This window comes from Limibacillus halophilus, assembly GCF_014191775.1.
In the GTDB taxonomy this organism is placed as follows: Bacteria; Pseudomonadota; Alphaproteobacteria; order Kiloniellales; family CECT-8803; genus Limibacillus; species Limibacillus halophilus.
The window spans coordinates 514,023-534,552 of record NZ_JACHXA010000002.1; the positions used below are offsets into that span (position 1 = coordinate 514,023).

At 61.3% G+C, this 20,530-nt stretch carries 18 protein-coding genes and 1 other RNA gene; 2 read left to right on the top strand and 17 right to left on the bottom strand.

The window, feature by feature from the left end; genetic code table 11:
• Nucleotides 1-17: 17 nt before the first annotated feature.
• Genes FHR98_RS05555 through mraZ form a run of 14 tightly spaced genes read right to left on the bottom strand, consistent with a single transcriptional unit; the run spans nt 18 to nt 15,611 of the window.
• Nucleotides 18-896, bottom strand: a complete 879-nt coding sequence (locus FHR98_RS05555; protein WP_183415637.1) for a cell division protein FtsQ/DivIB — start codon at nt 894-896, stop codon at nt 18-20.
• Entirely contained in the window at nt 884-1,804 is a 921-nt protein-coding gene (locus FHR98_RS05560; protein ID WP_183415638.1) for a D-alanine--D-alanine ligase, read from the bottom strand. The genes FHR98_RS05555 and FHR98_RS05560 overlap by 13 nt, the downstream gene beginning before the upstream one ends.
• Complete coding sequence (gene murB / locus FHR98_RS05565) at nt 1,801-2,742, bottom strand: UDP-N-acetylmuramate dehydrogenase (RefSeq protein ID WP_183415639.1); 942 nt, start codon at nt 2,740-2,742, stop codon at nt 1,801-1,803. The genes FHR98_RS05560 and murB overlap by 4 nt, the downstream gene beginning before the upstream one ends.
• Complete coding sequence (gene murC / locus FHR98_RS05570) at nt 2,739-4,163, bottom strand: UDP-N-acetylmuramate--L-alanine ligase (protein ID WP_183415640.1); 1,425 nt, start codon at nt 4,161-4,163, stop codon at nt 2,739-2,741. Before murC ends, murB begins: the two co-directional genes overlap by 4 nt.
• Complete coding sequence (gene murG, locus FHR98_RS05575) at nt 4,160-5,320, bottom strand: undecaprenyldiphospho-muramoylpentapeptide beta-N-acetylglucosaminyltransferase (RefSeq protein WP_183415641.1); 1,161 nt, start codon at nt 5,318-5,320, stop codon at nt 4,160-4,162. Before murG ends, murC begins: the two co-directional genes overlap by 4 nt.
• The gene (locus tag FHR98_RS05580; RefSeq protein WP_183415642.1) at nt 5,317-6,444 is read right to left on the bottom strand and encodes an FtsW/RodA/SpoVE family cell cycle protein; all 1,128 of its coding nucleotides are present in this window, start codon (nt 6,442-6,444) and stop codon (nt 5,317-5,319) included. The genes murG and FHR98_RS05580 overlap by 4 nt, the downstream gene beginning before the upstream one ends.
• Complete coding sequence (murD, locus tag FHR98_RS05585; protein ID WP_183415643.1) at nt 6,441-7,862, bottom strand: UDP-N-acetylmuramoyl-L-alanine--D-glutamate ligase; 1,422 nt, start codon at nt 7,860-7,862, stop codon at nt 6,441-6,443. The genes FHR98_RS05580 and murD overlap by 4 nt, the downstream gene beginning before the upstream one ends.
• Nucleotides 7,863-7,869: 7 nt before the next feature.
• Entirely contained in the window at nt 7,870-8,958 is a 1,089-nt protein-coding gene (gene mraY / locus FHR98_RS05590; protein ID WP_183415644.1) for a phospho-N-acetylmuramoyl-pentapeptide-transferase, read from the bottom strand.
• 11 nt (nt 8,959-8,969) lie between these two features.
• The gene (locus FHR98_RS05595; RefSeq protein WP_183415645.1) at nt 8,970-10,415 is read right to left on the bottom strand and encodes a UDP-N-acetylmuramoylalanyl-D-glutamyl-2,6-diaminopimelate--D-alanyl-D-alanine ligase; all 1,446 of its coding nucleotides are present in this window, start codon (nt 10,413-10,415) and stop codon (nt 8,970-8,972) included.
• Nucleotides 10,412-11,899 (bottom strand): UDP-N-acetylmuramoyl-L-alanyl-D-glutamate--2,6-diaminopimelate ligase, encoded by a 1,488-nt coding sequence (locus FHR98_RS05600; protein ID WP_183415646.1) that lies wholly within the window; start codon nt 11,897-11,899, stop codon nt 10,412-10,414. Before FHR98_RS05600 ends, FHR98_RS05595 begins: the two co-directional genes overlap by 4 nt.
• Nucleotides 11,877-13,646 (bottom strand): peptidoglycan D,D-transpeptidase FtsI family protein, encoded by a 1,770-nt coding sequence (locus tag FHR98_RS05605; RefSeq protein WP_221205734.1) that lies wholly within the window; start codon nt 13,644-13,646, stop codon nt 11,877-11,879. The genes FHR98_RS05600 and FHR98_RS05605 overlap by 23 nt, the downstream gene beginning before the upstream one ends.
• Nucleotides 13,643-14,182 carry a cell division protein FtsL gene (gene ftsL / locus FHR98_RS05610; protein ID WP_183415647.1) on the bottom strand — a complete coding sequence of 180 codons (540 nt, stop codon included), beginning with the start codon at nt 14,180-14,182 and terminating at the stop codon, nt 13,643-13,645. The genes FHR98_RS05605 and ftsL overlap by 4 nt, the downstream gene beginning before the upstream one ends.
• Nucleotides 14,179-15,144 (bottom strand): 16S rRNA (cytosine(1402)-N(4))-methyltransferase RsmH, encoded by a 966-nt coding sequence (rsmH, locus tag FHR98_RS05615; RefSeq protein ID WP_183415648.1) that lies wholly within the window; start codon nt 15,142-15,144, stop codon nt 14,179-14,181. The genes ftsL and rsmH overlap by 4 nt, the downstream gene beginning before the upstream one ends.
• Nucleotides 15,144-15,611 (bottom strand): division/cell wall cluster transcriptional repressor MraZ, encoded by a 468-nt coding sequence (mraZ, locus tag FHR98_RS05620; protein ID WP_183415649.1) that lies wholly within the window; start codon nt 15,609-15,611, stop codon nt 15,144-15,146. The genes rsmH and mraZ overlap by 1 nt, the downstream gene beginning before the upstream one ends.
• Before the next feature lie 514 nt (nt 15,612-16,125).
• On the opposite strand from mraZ, the gene FHR98_RS05625 reads away from it, so the two are divergent.
• Together FHR98_RS05625 and FHR98_RS05630 are read left to right on the top strand one after the other, a co-directional pair.
• On the top strand, nt 16,126-17,016 hold the full coding sequence (locus FHR98_RS05625) for an STAS domain-containing protein (protein WP_183415650.1): 891 nt from the start codon (nt 16,126-16,128) through the stop codon (nt 17,014-17,016).
• Nucleotides 17,010-17,306 (top strand): STAS-like domain-containing protein, encoded by a 297-nt coding sequence (locus FHR98_RS05630; RefSeq protein WP_183415651.1) that lies wholly within the window; start codon nt 17,010-17,012, stop codon nt 17,304-17,306. Before FHR98_RS05625 ends, FHR98_RS05630 begins: the two co-directional genes overlap by 7 nt.
• An 11-nt stretch (nt 17,307-17,317) precedes the next feature.
• Here the strand turns inward: FHR98_RS05630 and FHR98_RS05635 are convergent, their stop codons facing one another.
• The 3 genes from FHR98_RS05635 to FHR98_RS05645 form a co-directional block, all read right to left on the bottom strand.
• The gene (locus FHR98_RS05635; protein WP_183415652.1) at nt 17,318-17,815 is read right to left on the bottom strand and encodes a GNAT family N-acetyltransferase; all 498 of its coding nucleotides are present in this window, start codon (nt 17,813-17,815) and stop codon (nt 17,318-17,320) included.
• A 42-nt stretch (nt 17,816-17,857) separates the two neighbouring features.
• Nucleotides 17,858-18,274: RNase P RNA component class A (rnpB, locus tag FHR98_RS05640), an RNA gene on the bottom strand.
• A gap of 33 nt (nt 18,275-18,307) precedes the next feature.
• Nucleotides 18,308-20,347 carry an aminopeptidase P family protein gene (locus FHR98_RS05645; protein WP_183415653.1) on the bottom strand — a complete coding sequence of 680 codons (2,040 nt, stop codon included), beginning with the start codon at nt 20,345-20,347 and terminating at the stop codon, nt 18,308-18,310.
• Between the last annotated feature and the right edge of the window lie 183 nt (nt 20,348-20,530).

Genomic DNA, 20,530 nt, shown 5'->3' on the forward strand with positions numbered 1-20,530 from the left:
TCTTGGTATGATCTCGGTCATGTCGCTTGACCGGGTTTGCTGTCTTGCTCGCCTTCGATGCCACCCGGAATGCCGTGCAAGATCATCCGGTCAGGCAATCTGAGGTCGATGATGCGGACGTCGCGCTCCAACAACCCATGTTCACGCGCCAAACGCGCGAGTTGGCTGTAAGCCGCCTTCTCGCCGCTTTCGGGAAGCTGCACGTCGATGTCGCCCAGTAAGCGGAGGTTCCAACGCCGTCCACCGACACGCACCGCGGCAGTGACGAGACGCCCCAGGTCCGGCTCGCTATCGAGCAGGTGCACGAGTTGACCCGCGTGACCCGGCGCATCCGGGCCGACGATCAGAGGTAAGGCAGCGAACTGTCGGAGATCCCGCACAGGAACGGCTTCGCCGTTGCGGTCGATCAGCGTGACTTTGCCGCGGTTCTGCCACAACGCGAGCGGTTCGCGCTCACGAAGCTCAATGACCAGGCTGCCGGGCAAGCGGCGACCGACTGAGGCCTCCGCAACCCAGGGCAAGGCCGCCAGCCTGTCGCGGAGGTCTGCCAGATCGTAGGCCAGGATCGGTTGTCCCTGCCGCACATCGAGAGCGGCCAGCAGTTCTGCTTGCGAAGTCCGGTTCCGGCCTACGACCAGCAAGTCTTGCAGAGCCATCCCCGCCTCAGCCGACTGCTCCATCACCTCGACACGAAGCTCGTCCCAACCGCGCTGCGGCACCCCGGATTCCCAAAGCAGCACGCCGCCGAGCAGCAACGAAGCAGCTCCGAGCCCGGCTCCGCCGCGCCGCAGAACCTTGCGTGTCAAAAGGGACCGCCAACCAGCCGTGCGCCGCTGCGTCCCTGTTTTGGCAGAGGCGCGTTTCTTGCTACGGGCCGGGGGGTTCATGCTCGACATAGTGCCTCCTCCACGATCCACTCGACCAATTCGCCGAAAGGAATCCCCACGTGAGCCGCCTGCTCCGGCACCAAGCTCAACGGGGTCATGCCCGGCTGGGTATTGACTTCGAGAATGATGAGTCCGTCCTCGCCAAGATCTTCGTCGAAACGGAAATCGGCGCGGCTGACGCCACGGCAACCCAATGCGCGATGCGCCACCAGCGCCATCTCCATGACCTTTTCCGTCAGGCCGTTCTTGAGAGGCGCCGGCAAAAGATGGTCGGCTTTTCCATCGGTGTACTTGGCGGTGTAGTCATAGAAACCCTGACGGGGCCGAATTTCAGTCACTGACAAGGGACGCTCCCCCATCACGGCAACGGTCAACTCCCGACCCGGAACAAAGCGCTCCACCATCACCTTGTCGCCATAGGGCCAACGCTCTTCATCAAGAACCAGGCTGTTGGCGCCAGGCATGATGATCTCCACACCCACGCTCGACCCTTCTGCGACCGGCTTGACCACATAGGGACGCGGCATGACATCGCCCGCCAGAACCTCCGCGCGGCTGGCGATGACGCTTTCGGCGACCGGCAATCCCGCTGCAACGAAGGACTTCTTCGCGACGCCCTTATCCATCGCCAACGCCGAGGCAAGGACACCGGAATGGGTGTAGGGAATGTCGAGCAGTTCAAGCAGCCCCTGCACGCAGCCATCCTCACCCCAATGGCCGTGCAGCGCATTGAAGACGACATCGGGTTTTGGCTGGAGAGCCGAAACCATTTCCGCCACGCCATCACGCGGATCGATTTCCAGAACATCATGGCCGCGTTCACGCAGTGCCTTGGCACAGGCCTTACCGCTGACAAGGGAAACCTCACGCTCTGCGGAGCGACCTCCCAACAGGACGGCGACGCGATGCACGTTCATCGCGCACCTCCTTTCGCCGCCACGCCGATCCGGCGAATTTCCCACTCCAGATCGACGCCGCTTGATTCCTTTACCCGCCGTCTCACCTCTTCGCCGAGGCCTTCCAACTCGGCCGCCGTCGCGCCGCCGGTGTTGATCAGGAAGTTGCAGTGCATCTCCGACACCTGGGCAGCGCCCATGCGAAGTCCGCGACAACCCGCGGCATCGATAAGCTGCCATGCCTTGAGCCCGACTGGATTCTTGAAGGTGGAGCCACCGGTCCTGGTTTTGACCGGCTGACTCTCTTCGCGTTGCGCCTGGATAGTCGCCATCATGCCGCCGATGACCTGGGGATCTCCCGGGCGTCCCTGCAACCAAGCGCGGGTAAAAATCCAATCCGCAGGCGCATCGCTGTGACGGTAGGACATGCCCAGGTCGCAAGGCGTTACCCGGTGAATCCTGCCGCGACGATCAATCGCCTCGGCTTCAATCAGGACATCCTTAGTCTCGCTGTTGTAGGCCCCGGCATTCATGCGCAGCGCCCCACCCAAAGTTCCGGGCACACCGCAGAAAAATTCCAGTCCCGCAATCGATGCGGCGTGCGCGGCCTTGGCCACCGTCAGATCGAGCGCGGCAGCCCCCGCCTCCAGGACGTAATCATCCAAGGCCCGCATCTTGGCGAAAGCGGCGCCCAGGCGAATCAGAACACCGGGCACACCGCCGTCACGAACCAAAAGGTTGGACCCAACGCCCATTACCGTCACCGGCACATCGATCGGCAGCCCCTTCAAGAACATTGCCAGATCTTCCATGTCGGCGGGCTTGAACATCACTTCGGCACAGCCTCCGACACGGAACCACGTAATGCGGTCCAAAGGGGCGTCCGCGGTGACACGGCCGCGCACTTCGGGCAAACGCTCGATCAAGGGTGGCTGTGGACTGCGGAGAGCGGCGTTCATCGGACCGCCTCCCGGCTTTGAAAAGCCTCCAGTTGCTGCGGCAAGCTCTGGGCCCAGGCAGTAATGTTGCCGGCACCTAGGCAAACCACCAGGTCGCCGGGACGGGCAATGGCTTTGATCGTCTCCGGCAAAGCCTCGGGGCCTGAAAGCGCGGTTACGTGCCGGTGCCCGCGGTCATGAAGTCCTTCGACGAGCGCATCCTTACTCGCCCCTTCGATGGGTTCTTCGCCAGCGGCATATACGTCGGCCACGACGACATGATCCGCATCGTTAAAGCAGGTGCAGAAATCAGCGAAGAGGTTGGCAAGGCGGCTGTAGCGATGCGGCTGCACCACCGCGATGACGCGCCCCTTGGTAGCGGCGCGCGCGGCTTGGAGAACCGCGGCGATCTCGACCGGATGATGCCCGTAGTCGTCGATCACCGTGATGCCACCGGACTCGCCGGTTTTGGTGAAGCGCCGCTTCACGCCGCTAAAGACAGCAAGGCTCTTGCGCACCACCTCGGAATCAATGCCCATCTCCAAGGCCACGGCGATCGCAGCCAAGGCGTTTGAAACATTGTGCTTCCCAAACATCGGCAGATGCAGACTGCTGATCTTGGTTTCCTGTCCGGTCACGCGGTCGCTGACGGTAACATCGAAAATCTGGCCGTTGCTGTCGCTGCGCAGATTCTCACCACGAACTTCCGCTTGCGGCGAGAATCCATAGGTAATTAGGCGGCGGTCGGTGACCTGACCGATCAAAGCCTGCACCTGCGGATGGTCGATACAGACGACCGCGAAACCGTAGAAGGGCACGTTGGAGACAAAGCTCTCGAATGCCTCGTGCAACGACTCCACCGAGCCGTAGTAGTCCAGGTGTTCCGGATCGATATTGGTGACCACGGCGATGGTGGCAGGCAGCTTCACGAAACTGCCGTCGCTCTCATCGGCCTCGGCAACCAGCCATTCGCCCTGTCCCAAGCGCGCGTTGGTGCCATAGGCGTTGATGATGCCCCCGTTAATGACGGTCGGATCGAACTCGGCGCCGTCCAACAATCCTGCGACCAGCGAGGTCGTCGTCGTCTTGCCGTGGGTTCCGCCAACCGCAATCGACCACTTCAACCGCATCAATTCACCAAGCATCTCGGCCCGGCGCACAACAGGTACAAAGCGCGCGCGTGCCGCTTTGAGCTCTGGGTTGTCAGCCTTGATCGCGGAAGAAACAACCAGAACCTGGATGTCTTCGACGTTCTCGGCACGATGGCCGATGACCACCTCAATGCCCAGCTTGCGAAGGCGGGCGACGTTTGCATTCTCGGCGATATCGGATCCCCGAACCTGATAGCCAAGATTATGGAGGATCTCGGCTATTCCACTCATGCCGATTCCGCCGATCCCGACGAAGTGCACCGTCCCGATATCGAGAGGCATGGCCCTCATGCGGCATCCTCCTCTCGAGTCTGGGGAGCGGAATCGTTCTGATCCGGCACCAGGCCGGTCGCGCTAAACACCACTGCAGCGAGACGCTCGGCCGCTCGTTCCTGGCCAAAGGACCTCGCCGCCGACGCGGCGTTTGTCAATGTTTCGGGAGCCGACAGCAGGGTTTCCAGGCGCTCCGCCAAATGCGGACCGGAGAGATTGGATTGCGCTAGCAACCAAGCGCCCCCCGCCATCGATAGGCTGCGTGCATTTGCCGCCTGGTGATCGTCGGCGGCAAAAGGATAGGGCACCAGGATTGCCGGTCGACCGGCAATCGACAACTCAGCGATGGTCGACGCGCCGGCCCGCGCGATTACCAGGTGTGCCTTGGCCAACTGCTCGGGCATATCGTCAAAGAAGGAGCGCAGATCAGCGGTCACCCCGCAGGCGGCATAGCGTGCCGCAATCTCTTCAAGACCGTTGCCGCGAACCTGCTGGGCGATGTGAAGCCGATGCCGTTGGGATTCCGGCAGGCGTTCGATCGCGTCCGGGACGGCCTCGTTCAAGATGGTCGCTCCCTGGCTGCCGCCGATGACCAGTAGATGCAACGGCCCATCCGCGCCTGGTGCGCGATAGGGCGCCGCACGCAGCGCGGCAATAGCGGGACGCACGGGATTGCCGGTCAACACGGTTTTGCCGCTTTCGCGCTCGTCGAAGCCCTTAACTTGTTCGAAGCAGGTCGCTATGGCGTGTGCTTTTGCCGCCAGGAAGCGATTGGCGCGCCCGGCCACCGCATTCTGTTCATGGAGAACGATCGGGCAGCGTAGATATCCGCCCACCAGCACGGGAGGTACAGATGCATAGCCGCCGAAGCCCACGACCGCATCGGGCCGGCGCCTTACTAGATAAAGAAAGGCCTGAAGCGTGCCAATTGCCAGATTGAAGGCACCCTTTGCCTTGGCCAGGAAGTCGCCCCCTGCAAGCGCGCCGGAACGCAGATGACGCGTCTCCACGGTATCCTCGAACCCGGCACCGAAACCGCCGCCGCGCTGATCGGTCAACAGGGCGACCCGCCAGCCGTGTCCCAGCAGTTGCTCGGCCAGCGCGCGAGCCGGGAACATGTGGCCGCCCGTGCCGCCAGCCGCGAGAACCGCGAGTTTTTGGCGTTGGGCGCTCATAGGTTCTCCTCCAAAGAGGAGCGTCGGCGTGTCAGCGCCAACAGCATGCCCATGCCAAAAGCCAGTGCGAGGAGCGATGACCCCCCATAAGAGATAAAGGGCAGGGTCATGCCCTTCGTGGGCATGAGGTGCAAAGTCGACCCCATATTGATCAGTGCCTGAAGCCCGAACTGGAAGACCAAACCGGCTGCTGCCAGCATCACGAAAAGGCTGTTTTCACCCCAGATGCGCGACATACCGCGAAGTACGACCACAGCGAACAGCGCCACAATGAACAGGCAAACCAATGCCCCGAATTCCTCGCCAGCAACGGCAAAGATGAAGTCGGAATGAGAATCCGGGAGCGAATTCTTGATTGTTCCCTCGCCCGGCCCACGCCCCAGCAATCCACCGTTCATGAAGGCTTCGAGCGACCGGTTGATTTGAAAGCGATCACCCGCTTGCGGATCAAAGAATGCATCGATGCGCACGGTCACGTGCGGCAGCATGAAGTAGGCGCCGATCAGACCGACCACCCCCAGAACAATGAGGCCGGCCACCAGGATCAAGGGCAATCCGGCCAGGAAGAACTGCCCGGCCCAAACTGCGGTCACCACGACGGTCTGGCCGAGATCCGGCTGCGCCAGTAGCAAAGCCACGACCACGGTGTAGAGAAAGGCCGATATCCAAGTGCCCGGGATCGAGTTTTCCTCATCCTTGGCTGCCGCGAACATCCAGGCTGCTGTAACCGCGAAGGTCGGCTTAATGAACTCGGAAGGCTGCAAGGAGAAGCCTGCGATTGAAATCCAACGCACCGCGCCCTTGATCTCGGTCCCAACGAGCAAGGTGACAACAAGCACGGCAATGGTCCCCAGGAACCCAAGGACGGCAACGCGCCGCACCCACTTCACGCTGAGGAGCGAGGTTCCTACCAGGATGGCTGCCGCCAGCGGCACCAGTACGAGTTGGCGCTTGGCTAGATGGAATCCATCCAGCCCGATGCGACCGCCAGCAGCGGGAGATGCGGCCAGCGTCAGCACCACGCCGAAGATCATCAGCACGCCCAGCGCGAGCAAAGTCCAACGGTCGACGGTCCACCACCAACGACCCAGGATGCTCGTATCGGTGCGGGCGAAGCTGCTCATTGACCACCTCCCGCCTGGCTTGAGCCGACAGTTGAGGCTGCTTTCTCCAACTCCCTGACCGAGTCAATAAAAGCCTTGCCGCGGGCTTCGAAGTTCGCGAACTGGTCAAACGACGCGCAGGCAGGCGACAGCAGCACCACAGGAGCCGACCGCCGCTCCGCCGCCGCCAGGGCTTGCGCCTTGACGACGGCGGAGGCGAGGTCGCCGCAGGAATGCGTCGCCACCTTGCCTTCCAACTCCTTGGCGAAGGTTTCGGCGGATTCGCCGATTAGGAAGGCATGGGCAATCTTCGGGTAGTAGGCTTCGAGACCGGCAAGGCCGCCCTCTTTGGCCCGCCCCCCCAGGATCCAATAGATATCGTCGTAACAGGCCAGCGCCTTTGCGGCTGCGTCGGCGTTCGTCGCCTTGGAATCGTTGATGTAGCGGATGCCGTCGATCTCACTCACCAGTTGCTGACGATGCGCCAGGCCCGGGAAAGAGCGGATACAGGCAATCGCAACCGGTGCAGGCACGCCGTGCGCCTTGCAAGCCGCGTAGGCGGCGGCGGCATTCTGCCAGTTATGCCGGCCAGGCAGATTCGGTACCTCATCAAGATTGAGCACCGGGAAGCCCTCGCCATCCATGTCGTCGTAGAGCACACGGTCCAGCACATAGACCCCACCCGGAACGGCTTCGCCCGACGCAGAGATCGGGACAACCCGCTGATCGTCCGCCTTTACGAGCGCTTTGTGGATTGCACGGCAATAATCGTCGTCGATCCCAATAACGGCGGTGCGCGGCTTGGTCTGACGACGGAAGATCTGCTTCTTTGCCGCGATGTAGCCCTCCAAACCGCCGTGGCGATCCAGATGATCGGGCGAAATGTTGAGCAGAACCGCAGTATCGAAGGTGATCGAGTAAATGCGCTCAAGCTGGTAGCTCGACAGTTCCAGGACATAGGTTCCGTCCTGATAAAGAGCGTCCAGTTGCAAAGCAGGTGTGCCGAGATTGCCGCCCGTTTCAACCGCAGCACCACTCAGGCTCATTATATGGCCGATCAACGCCGTGGTGGTCGATTTACCATTGGTTCCGGTGACACCAAGGTAGCGCGCCTCGCGCTGTGCCCGCGCCAGCAACTCAATATCGCAGACGATCTCGATATTGGCCGCGCGCGCGGCTGCGGCAACCGGATGGGGTTCTGGATAACGATCGGGGATGCCCGGCGAGAGCACCAGCGTCGGCACCTCGTCCCAGTTCATCTTATAGAGGTCGACCAGCGGAATATCGGCGGCGCGAGCCGCGGCGCGGGTATCCTCGTTGTCATCCCAGGCCCGCACTTCGGCTCCGGAAGCGATGAGCGAGCGGGCAGTCGCGATGCCGGACTTACCCAGACCCATCACCGCCACCGGGAACCCACTCATGTAGAAGAGGTCGATCATCTGGCCCTCACCTAATCTTCAAGGTTGAAAGGCCGATCAGGGCCAGGATGGATGCGATGATCCAGAAGCGGATAACGATGGTCGGCTCCGCCCACCCCTTCTTCTCGAAGTGATGATGCAGTGGCGCCATACGGAATACGCGTTTACCGGTCATCTTGAAGGATGCGACCTGCACGATCACCGATACCGTTTCCAAAACGAAGAGCCCACCGACGATGGCGAGGACCAGTTCGTGCCGCGTGATCACCGCTATGGTGCCCAGCGCCGCGCCGCAGGACAGCGAGCCGGTATCGCCCATGAAGACCATGGCCGGCGGTGCATTGAACCAGAGGAACCCGAGACTGGCGCCAACCAGCGCGGCGCAGAAAACCGCCAGTTCACCCGACCCCGGCACACCGTGCAGCCCCAGATAGTTCGCAAAGACCGCATTGCCGACGAGGTAGGCGATCAGGGCGAAGACGCCGGTGGCGATCATCACGGGAACGATAGCCAACCCGTCCAGCCCGTCCGTCAGGTTCACCGCATTGGCCGAACCCACCATGACAACGGCGGCGACCGCCAGGAACAGCCAACTCAGATTGAGCAGCGCATCCTTGAAGAACGGCAAGGCGAAACGGAACTGCAGATGCTCGGGACTGATGACCGTGATCCAGTAAGCAGCGGCGACGGCGATACCGATTTCCAGAACCAACCGGAGCTTTCCGGGCAAACCTTTGTGAGACCGGCTGGTCAGTTTCTTGTAATCGTCGACGAAGCCGATCGCACCGTAACCGCCTGTCACCAGCAGCACGATCCAAACGTACTGGTTCGAGAGGTCAGCCCACAACAAGGTGGAGATGGCGACCGCGAGCAAGATGAGAACACCGCCCATGGTCGGCGTCCCCTTTTTGGTCAGCAGGTGTGTCTCCGGCCCATCCTCACGAATTGGCTGGCCTTCCTTCTGCTTGGCCTTCAGCCAGTTGATTACCCAGGGCCCAAGCACGAAGGACAGGATCAGCGCAGTGATAACGGCGCCGCCGCCACGGAATGTCAGATAGCGGAAGAGGTTGAAGAAGATGAAGTCCTCAGCCAGCGGGGTCAGGAGATTGTAAAGCATGAGGTCTCCTCCTAACGTCCGTTGGCCGCGCGAAGCGGCTGGTTATCGGAGTGTTTCCGGTCGAGGGTCCTTAAACCCTCGACGATTACCGCCATGCGGCTGCCGAGAGAGCCCTTGACCATCACTACGTCGCCGGGCTTGACCGCGGCCTGAACGATGGGGAGCAGGGCTACTGAATCACGCGCATGGGCGCCGCGACGGTCAGCGGGCAGCGCCTCGAACAACGCCGTCATGTCCGCACCGCAGGCAAAGAGCAGATCGACATCTGCTTCCAAAAGCGGCTTGGCCAGGCCGGCATGCAGGCTGCGGCTTTCCGACCCCAACTCCAGCATGTCGCCTAGGATCGCGATCCGGCGGCTTCCCTCACGCGGCTTGGAGCGCCCCAGGACCGAGAGCGCCGCGCGCATGGATTCCGGATTGGCGTTGTAGCTGTCGTCGATCAACTCGAATGCGCCTTCGGGCATGGAGACCAACTCGCTGGAGCCGCGGCCCTTCAGAACCTTCAGGCGCGTGAATTGTGCGGCTGCCGTCGTCAGGTCCAGACCCAACGCCCGCACCACCGCCAAGACCGCAAGCGAGTTCATGACCCAATGTTCACCGGGTACCGCCAGGCTATAGTCAAAGGGCTTGCCGCCGATCAACGCGGAAACTGCGCTGCAACGGGCATAAAGCTCTGCGTTTACAAGACGAAGCTGGGCTTCGGCCGACTTGCCGAAGGTCTGAAACCGAGTTACGCCGCACGCTTCGGCGCGGGCCCGCAATAGACCGTAGTACTCGCTGGAGGCATTCAGAATAGCGGCGCCTCCGGGCTGCACCCCCTCAAAGATTTCGGCCTTGGCCTCGGCGATTGCGGCGCCTGTCTTGAAGAAAGCGAGATGAGCGCGGGCGATGGTCGTGATAACCGCCACTTCCGGCTGCACCAGATCCACCAGATCGCGAATCTCACCCGGATGGTTCATGCCCAATTCGAACACACCGAATTCAGCGTCACGCGGCATGCGTGCGAGCGACAACGGGACGCCCCAGTGATTATTGAAGCTGGATACGCTGGCGCTCACCTTGCCGAAAGGCGAGAGTACCAAGCGCAGAGCTTCCTTCGTTCCAGTTTTCCCGGCGCTGCCGGTCACCGCCACGATTCGGGCCGATGAACGTTTGCGCGCAGCCCGACCCAGAGCCGTCAAGGCTTTGAGAGTGTCCTCGACCAGGATCAAAGGCGCGCCTTCCGGTACGTCTTCCGGCATCCGATGCACCAGCGCCGCCGTCGCCCCCTTAGCTAGAGCGGCGGCTACGAAATCATGCGCATCGTGATTGGGCCCCTGGAGTGCGACGAAGAGGTCTCCCGGTTGCAGGTTACGGCTGTCGATCGCAACACCGCCTGCGGTCCAATCCGCCCCTTTGGCCAATCCGCCGACAGCGTCCAGCACCTCGTCGCGTGTCCATAGCGGGGTCTGGGTCATACCTGCCCTCCCCGCGCAAGACGTCGCGCTATTTCGCTATCGTCGAACGGCAACACCTTGTCGCCGACGATCTGCCCGGTTTCATGTCCCTTGCCTGCGATCAGAACCAGATCGCCCGGATCGGCTTCAGCCAAGGCCGCCGCGATGGCGCCGCCGCGGTCGCTGACTTCCCGCGCTCCCGGCGCTGCAGCCAGAATCTCGGCGCGGATGGCAACGGGGTCCTCACTGCGTGGATTGTCGTCGGTCACCAGCACGACATCGGCCAAACGCGTCGCAATCTCTCCCATCAGGGGACGCTTGCCACGGTCGCGGTCACCACCTGCGCCGAATACCACGATCAGACGACCTTCCGCATGGGGGCGCAAGGCCGTGAGCGCGGCTTCCAGCGCGCCGGGTTTGTGGGCATAGTCGACGAAGACCTGCGCGCCACTAACGGTCTGGGCGACCCGCTGCAGCCGTCCGGGAACGCCAACTAGTTTCGGCAAGGCCTCAAGGGCGACCGAAGGTTCCAGCCCTGTAGCCAATGCCAAGCCGAGGGCGGCAAGGACATTGTGCCCCTGGAAAGTCCCTATCAGATCAAGCTTGCCCTGCCAGTCCTGGCCCTTCACCCGCAGCGAAAGCGCGATTCCGTCGGGCAAAGCGCGGGCTTCGACGATGCGCAGGTCATCCCCGGCCAAGCCATAAGACAGAACCTCTATGCCCCGCCTTTCACAAAGCGCCGCAAGCCTGTCGAACTCCGGCGCATCAGCATTCAGAACGGCTGTTGCGCCCGTCGGCAACAGATCCCCAAACAGGCGTGCCTTGGCGTTGAGGTAGCTTTCCATGTCCGGGTGGTAATCCAGGTGATCCTGGGAAAGGTTGGTGAAAGCAGCCGCGCTGAACGTGAGCCCATCCAGCCGATACTGGTCAAGACCATGACTGGAGGCCTCCAAGGCCAAATGCTCGTATCCGGCTTCTGCGACCTCCTTCAGGCAGGCATGAAGAGCGACCGGATCGGGCGTCGTCAGGTATGGCGGAGCCTTGCTGGCGGCCGTGGCCGGGATCAACCCGAGCGTGCCAAGGCTGGCCGCCTTGCGGTCCGCCAAAGTCCAGATTTGGCGCAGGAAATCGGCAACCGATGTCTTGCCGCTGGTACCGGTTACCGCGGCAATGGTGCGCGGCTGGCGGCCATGGAAACGAGCGGCCATCTGCGCCAACGTGCGACGCGGCTCGTCGGACGTCACCAGCGAAACAGGCCTTCCGTAATCTTTCAGACTGGTGCCCACCGGGGCCAGCACCACATCGGCGCCTCGGCCCACGGCCTGATCGATGAAGTCACGTCCGTCCACACGGGCTCCCGGTAGAGCCGCAAAGAGATCGCCCGGACGGACTTCCCGGCTATCTGCCGTCAATCCTCCGATCATCATCTCTTTCTGCTCCATCGCGGTTTGCACCTTAACTTCTTCCAGCCCAGTCAATAATTCAGTGAGTTGTCTGCCCGGCATCCGCCTTCGCCTCCAGGAGCGGTCCGAGTTCCCTCGGCGCCGGCAGTTCCAGATCACGACGCGCGACCCCCAGCAGCGGCGCGATCCGCTCGACGACGTTGCCGACGACGGGTGCTGCGACCCAGCCGCCTGTGGCGTAGCCATAGGTCCGCTTGAGGCCCTTGGGCTCATCGACCATGGCGAAAACGACATAGCGCGGGTTGTCCATCGGGAAGGCGCCGACGAAGGAGGCTATGCGTGCGTTGTCCGAATAGCGCCCTCCGCGCAGCTTGTCGGATGTGCCTGTCTTGCCGCCGACCCTGTAGCCCTTCGCATTGGCAAACTTGCCGGTTCCCTCAACGACTACCTGGCGCATTAGCCAGCGGACTTTCTCAGAGGTCTCGGCCTTCAGAACCCGCTCGCCACCGACCGGCTTGTTGGGCGGACGGCGTAGCAAGGTCATCGGCTTTTGGATTCCGCCGTTGACCACCGTCGCCATGGCACCGGCGAGCTGCAGCGGCGATACGGAAAGACCATGCCCGTACGACACGGTCATCATGTTGATTTCGCGCCACGGCAGCGGCACCAGGGGTGACCCGACCTCGGGCAACTCAATGGAAATCGGCTCCAGCAGACCAAGCGCTCCCAGATACTGTTGCTGCATCTCGGAGCCGATCTGCTCGACCATGTGCACCGTGCCGATGTTGCTGGAATAAATCAGGATTTCCGGCACGCTCAGCGCCCGCCCCTTGGGCTTGTAATCGTTGATGGTGAAGCGCGCGATGCGGATAGGCTTGGAAACATCGAAGCTGTCAGTGATGGAGACGCGACCGCTGTCCAACGCCATGGCGGCGGTGAAGACCTTGAAGACCGACCCCATCTCGTAGGTGCCCAGCGTCGCCCGGTTGAAACGCGCATCGTTGCTGGCGGTTCCGACCTCGCTGGGCTCGAAGGTCGGCAGGGAGGCCATGGCCACCACTTCACCAGTTTCGACATCCAGCACCACGCCGGCAGCGCCAATGGCGCTGAACTCATTCATGGCAATGCCCAGCTCTTCGGCCAGCACATGCTGGACCCGGAGATCGACGGAAAGCGGCAGGGGTTCAGTACGGCCGCGCAATACCTCGTCGAAGGCCTGTTCCATGCCCGCTAAACCTCGATTGTCGATGTCGGTAAAGCCGACGATCTGCGCGGTCAGGGCCCCTTGCGGATAAACCCGCTTGTTCTCTTTCTGGAAGTACAAGCCGGGCACGCCCAGCGCATTGACTTCAAACTGTTCACGCGGAGACAGGTCACGTTTCAGATAAACAAAGGCACGGTCGCTGGACAGCAAACGCTCTAACCGCGGCTCGCTGACATCCACCAGCACGGCGGAGAGTTGCGCCGCCACGCGCTTGGGATTGTCGATCTGCCGGGCGTTTGCATAAAGCGATGCGGCAGGCAATGTAGTCGCAAGAACGATGCCGTTCCGATCGACGATGTCGGCGCGCCCGGTTTCCAGGCGTTCCGCATCACTGGTTGAAGCCACATGCGGCTCTTGACCTGGCTTGAAGACCGCCAGTTCGACCAAACGGACGGAGACGATAACAAAGGCGAAAGCGAAAATGGAGGCGGCCACGATTAAACGCGTGCGGCCCACGTCGATGCTTTGCTTGCGCCGACTACCGAGCACCACATTTGGCTGCCGCCCGGTCTGCATGTCGAGACCGAGCGGCGGGCAGGGAGAAACTGTGATGCTGGCGCTCCGTCGGAACAAGCGAGGGATCATTGCGTCCCTCCGAAGCTGGCGAGGGTCGCCCCTATGGTTGGTACGTGCGTCGCCGCATAAGTCGTCGCTTGATCTTTATGAACATGGAGGTCGGCCTGCGCTGGAGAGGAGAACGCAGGTCCGACCCCGCTTGGCGCAATCCCATCAGGAGAAGCTTGAGAGGGCGCAGCTACGAAGATAGGTCCAGACAAAGTAGGTTTCGGTTGCGGGAGAAGCGGTCCGGCATCGGCGGCGCGAAGCACAACGCCTTCCAGCCGAAGCGGCAATTCATCCAATTGAGCGGTGGCGAAGGTCACCGGCTGGCCATCGGACCCGACTTCAAGGTAACGCTGAGCCAGTTCGGAGATACGGGCCGGACGGTTCAGGTAGCTCCACTCCGCGCGCAACACCTGGATCGTTTCCTGCTCGTGCAGGATTCGAGCGTTCGCGGCGGCAAGCTCACCTTCAAGCTCCTGTACCTTGTATTTGACCTGGAACACGACGATCGCCATGACGATCCCCACGACGCTCCAGAGGAATGCGGACCAGCGGATCATGCGCGGCCTCCCTCAATGAACGAGCCTTCCCGCTTGCGCGCGGCGCGCAAGCGGGCGGAGCGGGCTCGAGGATTGATCCGGATTTCTTCGTCGCTTGGCTTGAGCGCACCCTTGAACAGCAACTCCAGGGTCGCGGCCTCACGTGATTGGACTTGTGGAAGATGACGCGAGCCCCCTTCGCCGCCACTGCGGGCGCGCAGGAAACTTTTGACAATGCGGTCTTCCAGCGAATGGAAAGAAACCACCACCAGGCGGCCGTTCGGCGCCAGTAAGGATTCGGCTGCGGCAAGACCCCGCTCCAACTCACCGAGCTCGTCATTCACATAAATGCGCAGCGCCTGGAAGGTGCGGGTCGCCGGGTCGATGGCCTGCGCGCCGCCGCCGCGAATTGCGCCACGCACCACTTCGGCAAGCTGCAGCGTGCGGGTGATCGGCGCTTCCTGGCGAGCCGCCACGATGGCGCGGGCGATGCGGCGCGACTGCCGCTCCTCTCCGTAACGGTAGATGATATCGGCCAGCGCGGCCTCTTCCTGATCGTTCACCACGTCGGCCGCCGTCGCCCCCTCGCCGCCCATGCGCATGTCCAGTGGGCCGTCATGGCGGAAGGAGAAGCCGCGCTCGGCTTCGTCGATCTGCATGGAGGAGACGCCGATGTCCAGCGCCACGCCCTCGACCGCCTCGACGCCGTCGGCGTGCAGCAGACGGTCCATTTCGCCAAAGCAACCGGCCAAGAGGGTCAAACGTCCGTCGAAAGCCTTTACCAAGGCAGCCCCCGCCGCCAGGGCGGTCGGATCGCGGTCGATGGCCCAGACGCGGCAATTTGCCGCCTCCAGGATACCCCGGGTATAGCCGCCGGCGCCGAAAGTGCCGTCGAGATAACGTCCGCCGTCATGCGGAACCAACGTCTCAAGGACTTCTCGAAGCATGACCGGAGCGTGGCGGTCTTGGGTCAGGTTCGTCATCACGCCCCCCCGTCCCGACGCGGCCGGATCGGCAAGGTCAGGCCCTTGGTGCGGGCGCGCTGACGAGCCTCTGCCTTGTGTGCTGCCAGGGCATCGGGCTGCCAGATCTGGAACAGCGGACCCTTGCCCACGAAACAGCCCCGATCGGTGATGCCCGCATGGGCCATCAACTCGGCGGGCAACACGATGCGCCCTTCCTTGTCCATGCCCAACGGCTGTGAATCTGAAAAGAGCGAGGTCGCCAGATCGTCCTGATCATCCGAGAAGAGGTCGATCTCGCTGATGCTCTCACCCAGTTGTTCGATGAAGTCCATCGCGCAGCCCTCGATGGCCGCAGCGCGGTAGGACGGAAACAGAATGACCGTTTGATTGTGGGGCTCGGGAAGCTGGGCACGGAACAGCGCGGGCACGGAAATCCGACCCTTGCTATCTAACCGGTTCTCGTAGGTGCCTAGAAAGGTGGCCACCTGTTGCTCCCGTTCGTTGCCCAGTTCAACGCCTTAGCCAGGGACTACCTGGCGATTTATTCGGGTGTTATTCCCCTGGCGCTTTTCCCCCGGCGCCCTGTTGTCCCACGAGCGGTATGGACAAACGCACTGCCGCACACTCGCTTATGGGAATAAATGGGATATCATGGGAATTCATGGGCGTCAATGAAAAGCGCAGTAAAAAGCGTAGTCTCACAAGGCTTTACTCGACCCTCGCAATGCATCGAATAAGCCTAAAATCGTCATTAATTGCTGCAGCAAGCAATCAAGCAGCGGAATGTGGCGAGTTTTTGTTCCGGTTGTGTTCCCGCAACGACAAAACCACGGGAAAACAAGGCGCTGTCACGCAGCGTGAATCTAAGTTCTTCTTTTGTTCTATTTGAAAGAGGGCTGGAAGAGTAGAGTTGGGTGGACCGGTTAAATCTGTTTTTAAGGTTTAAACACGCTGATTAATCGATAGATATTCTCTCCACACATTGCTACCAATAGAGGCATGACAAAGATCATTGTAGCGATCCCAAGGCGGTTCAATCTCACAACAGTCCATAGCTTCCTGGCTAAGCTAATCGGCCCTGAGGAGAAACCCAAAACTAAGAATTTTATCTTTGATTTCCAGTATCTTGAATTTATTGATGGAGGTGGCTTAACAGCCTTAACCAACATTATTGAGTGGCTCCGGTTGTACAATGCCAGCATCGAGTTCTGCAATTTCTCACACTCAAATGAGAGCGTTCGCTATCTCGATGATTGTGGATTCTTCGAACTCTATCTGGGTCGGCCGCTTTTGGGCGTCGCCAAAGTGCGCAAGACAACGCTCCCAGCTCGCCAAGTATTGCACGCCGAGAGTTTTCAGTGGCTTGAATTGACTTTCAAGCCTTGGCTGGCAAACCTTCTAAACATGACTCAGGCGTCCCTTGCCAGTATCAACGCCTGCTTAAAAGAGATTTTTAACAACATCGATGATCATTCGACGAAGGACATCGGGTGTATACACGTACAACATTACCCGAATGTGGATCGTGTCGAAGTCACGATTTCGGACTTCGGGGTTGGTATACCCGCAAGCCTTTCGCAGAAATACGCGTTCCATAATGATGGCAAAGCAATTCTTCTAGCGACACAAGAAGGAATCACGACAAAAAGCCTCGTCAACAACCGCGGCGCGGGGCTCAAGCTGCTGATTGATTACGTGGTATCTAGAAATAATGGGAAAGTTATCATATATTCCGGTCATGGCGTGGCCCATTTTTATCGCCGCCCCAACGGCATTGGTGAGCGCTCTTGGGTGAAGGCCAACTTCTATCCTGGCACACTGTTGAACATCAGCTTTCGGACCGACACCATAGAACAGGTGCCAGACGATAGGGAGGATTTGGAATGGTAATCAGAGCTTTAGATCACGTACCTCAGTGCTATACGTCAAAAGACGGCACAGTGATTTTTACCTTGATTCGCGCCGCTTTTTTGCGCGACCAATCCGTTACCTTATCTTTTGATGGCGTAGATGACGTTCCCTCGTCCTTCGTGAATGCTGCTTTCCTCAACCTCCTGGATTCGTTCCCGCTGGACTACATTCAGAAAAATTTAAAGGTTGTAGATTCGACACGTCAAATTAACGACATAATTCGACGTCGGTTTGCCGTGGCGCATAGTAGCCCAGTCATAGCGGCCTAGTATTCCAAGCCCTAGTCCAGCGGCAGTTTCATGCCGATATGACTGGCCTTGAAACCGAGGCGTTCATAAAAGCGGTGGGCGTCCGGGCGCGTCTGATCGGTGGTGAGCTGTACGAGGCCACACCCTAAAGATCGCGCACGCTCAATGGCGAAGGCCATCAAACGTTGACCGGCCTGCTGGCCACGTTGGGAAGAGGCGACGCGCACGCCTTCGATCTGCGCGCGGGACATGCCGCGTCTGCTGACACCGTGAATGACCGTAAACTGCAAACAGCCTACAACCGCACCGTCGATCTCGGCCACCAAAAGCTCATTGCCGCCTTGCATGGACATCGCGGCGAAGGCTTTTCCATAGGCTGGATCTAGCGCCTTGCCGTTTGGTCCCGGCGGGACTTCACGACCGGCGCCCAGATTGTCGGCGGCCAGGAGCGCGACAACGCTGGGCAGGTCGGCTTCGCGGGCCGGACGGATCATCAGGGGCGTCGTCTCGCTGTTTGGTTCTTGGGACATGTGCGTCACCCTTCCCGCCCCGTGGGACTTGTAGAAAAATAAAGAGCCAGATGGCCTGTAAGCCGGGTTCTGTCCGAAAGGCCGAAGCCTCCCGAGATGGCCATTCATCTGGGACGCCCGTTACCGGACGCCTCGCGCGACCGACCCGGACGGCGGCGCGAAAACCCGCCTGAACCCTCAAGGAGCCCTGCCGTCCCTACTTGGTCTTGCTCCCGGTGGGGTTTGCCCTGCCGCTTCCGTTGCCGGTCGCGCGGTGCGCTCTTACCGCACCCTTTCACCCTTACCTCCGGCGTCCCTTGCGGCACGTTCCGGGTGGCGGTTTGCTTTCTGTGGCACTTTCCCTAGGGTCGCCCCCGCCGGGCGTTACCCGGCACCGTGTTTCCGTGGAGCCCGGACTTTCCTCCCCCGGCGCCCCGGGCTTGCGCCCGAAACGCCAAAGGCAGCCATCCGGCCATCTGGCTGGGTTCTATGTACGCTGGGCCACCTTCTGGATCAAGCCAGCGGTTGCGTAGCTGCCGCCAACCAGGTGCGGTCGGCTTCGTCCAGGTGCTGGCCCACGGTGGCAAAGACGCGGGCGTGATAAGCGTCGATCTGCGCCTGCTCCTCTCCAGTCAGAAGATCGAGGCGGATGACACGCCGGTCGTAGGGCGCAAGCGTCAGGGTATGGAACCCCAGCAGAGGACGCTCGCGTCCCGGCAGATCGATCTCCTCCACCACCTCCAGGTTCTCGATGCGGATGCCGTAGGCGCCCGGCTTGTAGTACCCCGGCTCGTTGGAAACGATCATGCCCGGCTGCAAGGCGATGCTGTTGGGAACCTTGGAGATACGCTGCGGCCCCTCGTGCACCGACAGGAAGCTGCCGACGCCATGGCCCGTGCCGTGATCGAAGTCGAGACCCGCCTGCCAAAGATACTGGCGCGCAAGTGCATCGATCTGACTGCCGGTGGTGCCCTTCGGGAAGCGCTGGCGACCCAGCGCCAGATGCCCCTTCAGAACCAGAGTATAGCGTTCGGCCATTTCCACGCTGACCTCGCCGATCGGCAGCGTGCGGGTGACGTCGGTCGTGCCATCGGAATACTGTCCGCCGCTATCCACCAGATAGAATTCACCGCGCGTCAGCGGCCGGTTGGTCTCTTCCGTTACCCGGTAGTGGTTCAGCGCACCATTCGGACCGACGCTTGAAATGGTATCAAAGGAGAGATCCCGCAGCTTCCCGGTCTCGCGCCGCAAGCCATGGAGCTTGTCCGCCGCCTCCATCTCGGTGATCGGATTGCCGCTATCGGCCCGCGCGCAAGCCTCGCGATCCAGCCAGGCCAGGAAGCGGATCAGCGGCACGGCGTCGCGTTCGTGCGTGCGCTTGGTTCCGGCAACCTCAACCGGATTCTTGCAGGCCTTGGCAAGCTGGCAGGGGTCGGGCGCATAAAGCAGCTTGGCGCCAGCCGCCGCCAACCGTCGGAAGAACCAAATACCCGCCGAACCAGGGTCGGCGAGAACCTTGGCGCCGCGCGCACCCAGGCCATCAAGCGCCGCACCCAAAGCGTCCGGGTCTTGCAGTCGCACGGAATTCCCAAGTGTTCGCGCCAGAGCCGGCGTCACCTTGCGTTTATCGACGAACCAGTCGAGCGCCCCATCGGCATGCAGCACCGCAAAGGACAGGCAAAAGGGTGTGCGCGGGACATCCGCGCCCCGCAGGTTCAAAAGCCAGGCGATGGAATCAGGCAAGGTCAAGACCGCCGCCTCGGCTCCCCGCTTGGCGAGATCATCCGCCAAAGCGGCGCGCTTATCCTCGCTGCTGCGCCCCGCGAACTCCAAAGGATGCGGGATCGCAGGCGACAGGGGTGCGGGTGGCTGCGCGCTCCAGGCATGATCAACCAGGTTGTCGTCAAGCGGCACCAGTTCGATACCGCCCGGCGCCAGAGCCTGAATCAGGGCCTCGACCTGAGTCGGTGTGTGCAGCATGGTGTCGTAGCCCACGCGGCCGCCATTCGGCAGTTTTTCCAGCAGCCATTCGGCAGGCGGCTGCTCTGTGACGTGCAGACGCTCAAAATGCGCGCCATCAACTTGCTGCTCAAGCTGCAAGGTATAGCGCCCATCAGAAAAGATCGCCGCTGCTTCCTCTAGAACCAATGCAATGCCCGCGGAGCCGGTGAAGCCGGTCAACCATGCCAGCCTGTCGGCGCGCTTTGGCACATACTCGCCCTGATGTTCGTCTGCGCGCGGCACAAAAAAGCCATCCAGTTCGCGCTCGGCCATCGCCGCACGCACGCCGGCGAGCCGCTCGGCAATCGGTGGCCGCTTCTTTGAACCGGCGGATCGACGCCGCGCCTTGAGATCCTGGAAGACGCGAACCAGCTCCGGTGATGGATTTTCGCTCACCAACGCGGTCCAGGCGAGGGAATCCTCGCCCTCCGGTGCGGCCAGAACGCCATCCAACAAGGCCTCCAAATCGTCCAGTTCGAGCACGATACCGTTCTGTCTCAGCAGCTCGACAAGCTCTGCATCAGACGCGGGGCTTCCTTCACCAGCAGTCATTCCACAACCCTTCAAATCCAAACCCGAAACTTAAAAATCGTTTTATTTCGGTAAGTTCTACCGCGTTTCTAGTCATGCTGCGGCTGCAATGCTGCAGTGCAAAACGGCCACTTCTCAGCCATGCGTCCCAGCGCCATCTTCCAGTCCATGAAGGCAACGTCGGCATGGAGCTAACGTCGCTTA